The organism is Collinsella sp. AM24-1 (assembly GCF_003470325.1).
GTDB lineage: Bacteria > Actinomycetota > Coriobacteriia > Coriobacteriales > Coriobacteriaceae > Collinsella.
The window spans coordinates 1-2,111 of record NZ_QRHM01000049.1 but is presented as its reverse complement, the minus strand read 5'-3'; the positions used below and the strand labels follow the sequence as shown (position 1 = coordinate 2,111).

1 protein-coding gene is annotated in these 2,111 nt (G+C 56.5%); it reads left to right on the top strand.

What is annotated here, in order from left to right:
• Window positions 1-255: 255 nt before the first annotated feature.
• Entirely contained in the window at window positions 256-1,950 is a 1,695-nt protein-coding gene (locus DW661_RS09950; RefSeq protein ID WP_118935477.1) for a phospho-sugar mutase, read from the top strand.
• Window positions 1,951-2,111 lie beyond the last annotated feature (161 nt).

The following is a 2,111-nucleotide window of genomic DNA, read 5'->3' as shown; positions in this document are numbered from 1 at the left end:
GCGCCGCTGACCGGTGGACGGCACCGAGCCGTCATCGAACTGAGAAGGGGGAGGCCACGCGGCCTCCCCCTTTTTGCGTTAAGGGCGGCATTCACTAAGCAATTAAATCACTTCAATCATCCACCGGTGAATATAAACGTTCACCGTTCTGTGGTCGGTTCTTTGTTCTCAATGGACTAATATTTGCTTTAGCGCACTGCTGCGCTTGTCCTGTTTTACACGGGTCGTTTTATTGATTGTGACGGAAGGACTCATATGGCAGATGTTCATGAGCTGCTTGATACTTGGATTGCCAATGTCAAGGACGAGGAGCTCCTCGCTGAGCTTAACACGATGAAGGAGCAGGGTGATGAGGACGCCATCACCGACGCTTTCTTCCAGGATCTCGCCTTCGGTACTGCCGGCCTTCGCGGCACTATCGGTGCGGGCACTAACCGTATGAATATCTATACGGTCGGTCGTGCGACCCAGGGATTCGCTGACTACCTCAATGCGACCTTCGAGCATCCGACGGTCGCCATCGCTCGCGATAGCCGCAATAAAGGTGAGCTGTTCGTTAAGACGACGGCTGCCATTCTTGCAGCAAACGGCGTGACTGCCCTCGTGTATCCCAAGATTTCTCCTGTGCCGACGCTCTCCTGGGCCGTCCGCGACCTTAAGTGCTCCGGTGGCATTTGCATGACCGCTAGCCATAACCCGGCGCCGTATAATGGCTATAAGGCCTATGGCCCCGACGGCTGCCAGATCACCAGCGAGGCTGCCGATGCAATTTCTAGGGCTATCGCCGAGACCGATACGTTTACCGGCGTGAAGTCCATGGACTTCGATGAGGCTCTTGAGCAGGGTCTGGTCAAATGGATCGATGACTCGTGCCTCGAGCGTTATTACGACGCCGTTCTCGCCCGCGGCGTGACTAACCTTTCTGCCGAGGAGATCGCTGGCGCTCCGCTTAAGCTCGTCTACACTCCGCTCAACGGCACTGGCCTCATTCCCGTCACGACGGTGCTCGAGCGCGCTGGCATCACCGATGTCACGGTTGTTCCCGAGCAGAAGGAGCCTAACGGCGATTTCCCGACCTGCCCGTATCCTAACCCCGAGATCCGTCAGGCCATGCAGAAGGGCATCGATCTCTGCGAGCAGGTTCACCCTGATTTGCTGCTTGCAACCGATCCCGACGCCGACCGTGTTGGCGTTGCCGTTAAGAATGGCGATGACTATCTGCTGCTGACCGGCAATGAGATGGGCGTTCTGCTGCTCGACTATATCTGCAAGACCCGTGCTGCCCGCGGTGAGGACCTCACTAAGAAGGTCGCCGTTACTACTATCGTTTCTTCCGCCATGGTTGACGCTCTGGCCGACGAGTACGGTTTTGAGCTTCGCCGCTGCCTGACGGGCTTCAAGTACATCGGCGACATCATTACTTCTCTTTCCGATGCTGGCGAGGTGGATCGCTTTATCTTCGGTTTTGAGGAGAGCTACGGCTATCTGGCCGGTGACCACGTGCGCGACAAGGATGCCGTGAGCACTTCGCTTCTGATTTGCCAGATGGCGCAGTATTATAAGCTCCAGGGCAAGAACCTTGCCGATGCGATGCACGAGCTTTACGAGAAGTATGGCTACTATCATAACAAGACGATTTCGCTGAGCTATCCGGGCGCTGAGGGTGCGGCGAAGATGGCCGGCATCATGGCCGGTCTGCGCGAGAACCCGCCCGCGGAGCTCGCCGGTTCCAAGATTGAGGCCGTCGTGGATTACAACACCTGCGTGAACGGCCTGCCGAAGGCTAATGTCATTGAGTTCGATCTTGAGGGCGGCAACAAGGGTATCGTCCGTCCTTCCGGCACCGAGCCCAAGATTAAGCTGTACATCTTCGCTAAGGGCGCTGATGCCGCCGAGGCTGATGCCGCACTTGACGCGATTGAGGAGTCCGGTCGCAAGCTATTGGCCTAAGGCTTTGAAAGCCTATTTCTATAGATAGACGGAGGAGGGGATCTCGGAAACGAGGTCCCCTCTTTATTACTGGCAAATACAGCTGAGGATCACAAGATGTGTAGGAAATGTGTACGCCCAGATTCCCGCCCACGGGGGCCCTCCGGTCTGGCAATATATCT

What these genes read in the sequence shown, in the direction of transcription:
- DW661_RS09950 (WP_118935477.1), top strand. Translation starts at nt 256, where the DNA reads ATGGCAGATGTTCATGAGCTGCTTGATACTTGGATTGCCAATGTCAAG.